3 protein-coding genes and 2 pseudogenes are annotated in these 3,970 nt (G+C 71.7%); 1 reads left to right on the top strand and 4 read right to left on the bottom strand.

Going from position 1 to position 3,970, the window contains the following annotated elements:
- Positions 1-294: 294 nt before the first annotated feature.
- Positions 295-489, top strand: coding sequence for a hypothetical protein (locus tag AB0J08_RS41155; RefSeq protein ID WP_360645196.1), 195 nt, complete (start codon positions 295-297; stop codon positions 487-489).
- Positions 490-513: 24 nt separating this feature from the next.
- Here the strand turns inward: AB0J08_RS41155 and AB0J08_RS41160 are convergent, their stop codons facing one another.
- The 4 genes and pseudogenes from AB0J08_RS41160 to AB0J08_RS41175 all read right to left on the bottom strand — a co-directional run.
- On the bottom strand, positions 514-921 hold the full coding sequence (locus tag AB0J08_RS41160) for a peptidoglycan-binding domain-containing protein (RefSeq protein ID WP_360645199.1): 408 nt from the start codon (positions 919-921) through the stop codon (positions 514-516).
- Positions 922-1,147: 226 nt separating this feature from the next.
- Positions 1,148-1,579 (bottom strand): endonuclease/exonuclease/phosphatase family protein, encoded by a 432-nt coding sequence (locus AB0J08_RS41165; protein WP_360645202.1) that lies wholly within the window; start codon positions 1,577-1,579, stop codon positions 1,148-1,150.
- Between the two features lie 1,573 nt (positions 1,580-3,152).
- A pseudogene (locus AB0J08_RS41170) lies at positions 3,153-3,626 on the bottom strand (lamin tail domain-containing protein); the annotation flags it as partial.
- A 58-nt stretch (positions 3,627-3,684) separates the two neighbouring features.
- Positions 3,685-3,960 (bottom strand): annotated as a pseudogene (locus tag AB0J08_RS41175) (PPOX class F420-dependent oxidoreductase); the annotation flags it as partial.
- Positions 3,961-3,970 lie beyond the last annotated feature (10 nt).

Genomic DNA, 3,970 nt, shown 5'->3' on the forward strand with positions numbered 1-3,970 from the left:
GCCTGGCCCGCGCCCTGGACGCGATCGCCCCGAAGCTGGAGGCCATCGCGGGCGCCGTCGGCGCCCGGGCGATCACCGAGTTCGGGATCGACGTCTCCCGGCTGCACTGGGACATGACCAGCATGTCCGTCCACGGCGCCTTCCCCGCCGGGGACCAGGACGAGAGGTACCCGCTCATCGCCTGCAACGGGCATCCCAAGGACCGGCGCCTGGACCTGAAACAGGTCCAAGCCGGGCTCGCGGTCACCTCCGATCGAGCGGCAGGTCAGACGCGCTCTGGGCCCCGAAGAGACCATGACCGGTCTCTATCCGGACAACCGCCGGGTCCGCCCCACCGGCCGGATGATCCTCTACCACCTCGGCGAACTCACCCTGCGGATCGGCAACGTCACCGACCCGCCAACCGTCCAGATCAACCGCGGCGTCCAACTCCACCTCCTCGACCTCCTCGACACCGACATCACACAAACCCGCTGGCCACAGACCTGAAACAGCCACCCGCGAAGTACGGGCCTAGAAGGAGGAGGGGACGTAGGAGACGCAGTACCCGTCGCCGCCGCCGGTGTGGCTGTAGCCGTAGCCGTCGTTGTTGAAGTACAGCAGCCACCAGCCGGTGCGGGGGCCCACGATGCCGTCGACCTTCAGCCCTGGCTCGTTGACCGCGAGCGACCGCTGGAAGTCCTTGACGGCGGCCTCGGTCTTCGGGCCCCAGACGCTGTCCTCCGAGACACCGCCGTAGGCGCTGATGTTGTGGTTGAGCATGTGCTGGACGCACCACACGCCCGAGCCGTACTCCGAGTAGCCGCGGCCGATGTAGGGGGCCGAGGTCGAGGCGTCGGCGGCGGTGCTGGTGCCGATGACGGCGGCCGCAGCCAGGCCGAGAGCGGCGGCGGCCGTCGAGAGCTTGCGGGTGATGCTCATGGTTCTCCGTTCGGATCTCTTCGAGGTGCTCCGGGAGCGGTCCCGGGGAACCGGAGGAGCTTGTCACGATCCGAACGGGTGAACGGGACGGTCCGTGTCACCCGAGGTGTCCCAGAACCTGTCTCACCCCTGTGACCAAGTCATTTGACCGTGTCTCAACTTTGGCCTGAGACGGCCCCGGTGCCGGCCTCCGGTCGAGGGGCCGGCACCGGGGCGGCTGAGGTGGCTACGGCAGCGGGATGCGGACGACCTGGGGGTCGTGGTCGCTCAGCTGGGTGGCGAACTCGCTGTTGAGGTGGACGATGTCGTAGCTGTACGCCTTGGCGGCGAGCGAGGGGGAGATCAGGATGTGGTCGAGCACCTGGGAGTCGCCCTCGTAGACGTAGGTGTAGCGCTCGGCGAGGGGGAGGGTGCGGGGCAGGTCGACCAGGGAGCCGCCCGCGGTGAGCAGGTCGGCGGTCTGGGAGAACTCGAAGTCGTTGAGGTCACCGAGGACGATCACCGAGGCGTTCGGGTCGACGGCGAGCAGCTGGTCGGTGAAGTTCTTCACCACGGTGGCCTGGGCGTGCCGCTGGGTCTCGGACGGCCGGGCCGGCTGCTGGTAGCGGCCGAAGAGGGGCTGGTCGCCGCCCTTGGAGTTGAAGTGGTTGGCGATCACGGCCGTTCCAGCGGAACTCGCCGGCCAGCGGCTTGCGGCTGGCGTTGAAGGCGGAGTCGGCGGGGGCGATCCGGCCGGGGGAGTAGGCGAGGGCCGGGGTGCCGCCGTTGTTGACCACCGAGTTGGCGGTGGTGGAGCCGGCGCCCGGGCGGTCGGTGAGGGTGAGACCCCGGTCGGTGCGGAAGAGGAACACCTGGCGGATGTTGCCGCCCGGCTGGCCGCCGTCCTGGTCGTTCACCGGGTTGATCTGGCGGTAGGAGTAGGACGGGCCGCCGGCCGCGCTGATCGCGGCGGTGAGCTGGGCCAGCGTCTGGTCGGCGGCGACCACACCGTTGTCGGTCGCGCCGGTGTTGTCCTGGATCTCCTCCAGGGCGATCAGGTCGGGCGAGCGGAGGTTGTTGACGACCGCCGCGGCCAGGCCGTCGAACTTGCTCTGCGGGTCGTTCGGGGAGAGGTTCTCGACGTTGAAGGTCGCCGTGGCGAGCTCGGCGGCGGCCGGCGCGGCGGTGGTCTCCTGGGCGAGGCCGCCGGAGGCGACCACCGGGGTCGAGGTGACCAGCAGCTTGAAGTTGCCGAAGGAGTAGTCGAGGACGCCGACGGTGGCGCCGGACAGCGTGTCGCCCACGTTGGCGGTCGGCGTGGGGGCGAGCACGTCGTCCAGGAGGACCCGCTCGGGGTTGCCGTCGGCGGCCTGGAGGAGGATGCCGCCGCGGCTGGTGCGGGTGGTGGAGCCCTGCGGGACGACCGGGATCTCGCCGACTTTGCTGGTCGGGCCGACCACGGCGGCGTCGTTCAGCTGGACCCGCATGCCCTCCAGCGACTCCCAGAAGTCCAGGCCGTCGGTGGCTGGCTGGAAGTTGCCGGCCGTCTCGACGTCGCCGGTGGTGACGCTGGAGATCACCGCGGCCGGCGGCACCCGGCCGCCGGCGCCGACCAGGGTGGCGGCGGGCAGCGCGGCGTTGTGCGCGAGGACGGTGACGCTCGGGGCGGTCAGCTCGGTGATGGTGAGGTTGGTGGTCCCGCCGGTGCCGCCCGGCCGGTACTCGCTCACCGTGCCGCCGACCGTCACCGAGTCGCCGACCGCCACGCCGGGCGCGCCCGCCGTGTAGACGTACAGGGCCTCGCTGGTGGCCGGGTCGGCGTCGGACTGCGGGTCCTGGAACCAGAAGCCGCTCGGGCCGACCGCCGTCACCAGGCCGGGCAGGGCGCTGACCGCGCTGCCGGCCAGCGGGGAGGTTCTGGCGGCGCCCTGGACGTCGTGGATCCGGGTGCCGCCGCCGGTCCCGCCGCCGGAGGAGGAGTTGCGCGGGGCGGGCGCGGTGACGGCGAAGTCGGCCGCGTTGCTGTCGGTGTCGGTGGCGCCGCCGCCGGCCCGCAGCGCGGCGGTGGAGTTGGCGAGGTTGCCGGTCGGCGGGCCCTCGGCGGAGCTGGCGGAGGAGCCGTAGCCGACGAAGTCCTTCACGCCCGGCTGGGTGGCGCAGCCGGCGGAGCAGGTCAGCGCGGTGCCGTTGGTGACCAGCGCGATCTTGCCACTGGTGGCGCTCAGCGCGATGGTGCCGGTGGCGTCCGGTGTCGGGAGTGCGGCGCCGGAGCCGGCCCCGGCCGCCTCCTGCACCAGGTAGTACTTGCCGGGGGCGATGGTGCCCGACAGGGTGGTCCTCGACCAGGACGACCCGCCTGCCGAGGCGTACTGGACGGTCCAGCCGGCGACCGAGACCGGCGCGGTGCCCCGGTTGTACAGCTCGACGAAATCGTTGGTGTACGGGGCGCCGGAGTTGCCGCCGCCGCCGTACACCTGACTGATCACGATGTCCGCCGACACCGCCTGCGCGGGGCCGGCCGGCAGGGCTATGAGCGCTCCCGCGACGGCGGCGGATGCCACCGCCAGGGCGCGGAGCCGGACTCGATCGGTTCGCCGCATGGACGTCCTCCTGACGAGCATGCAGTGGATGGTCGGGCGCTGTGTGTTGTAGCAACGCCACCTGTGCCATACCGCGCGCTCTGGCGAACGACCAGACGTACAACGGAAGAACAGTTCGACTGGCATGCACCGGACGAACCGTCCGTGTGCGGTGGGGACCCCGGGGTGCGGCCTCGGGCCGGGGTCAGCCCGTGAGGGTGAGTCGGATGCCGACGGTGCCGCGCTCGCCGCGCCGCAGCCGGCTGCCGAGCAGCGTGAGGACGCCGAGCAGGCCGTACTTCTGCCGCAGCAGCGTCCGGTAGGCGGCGGTGCGCTCGGGACCGAGGATCTCGGCGGTGGCCGGGAACGACTCGCCGGTCGGGTTTCCGCGCACGTCACAGGGGCCGATCAGGACGTCCGCGCGGTTGCGGATCCGCTTGACCTTCCAGGAGTCGGCGACGGTCCAGATGCCGAGCGCCTCCCGTCACGCA

This window comes from Kitasatospora sp. NPDC050463, assembly GCF_040655255.1.
Classification (GTDB): domain Bacteria; phylum Actinomycetota; class Actinomycetes; order Streptomycetales; family Streptomycetaceae; genus Kitasatospora.

Excerpts from the sequence above, each read along its gene's own strand:
- AB0J08_RS41155 (WP_360645196.1), top strand. The coding sequence starts at position 295 with ATGACCGGTCTCTATCCGGACAACCGCCGGGTCCGCCCCACCGGCCGG.
- AB0J08_RS41160 (WP_360645199.1), bottom strand. The coding sequence starts at position 921 with ATGAGCATCACCCGCAAGCTCTCGACGGCCGCCGCCGCTCTCGGCCTG.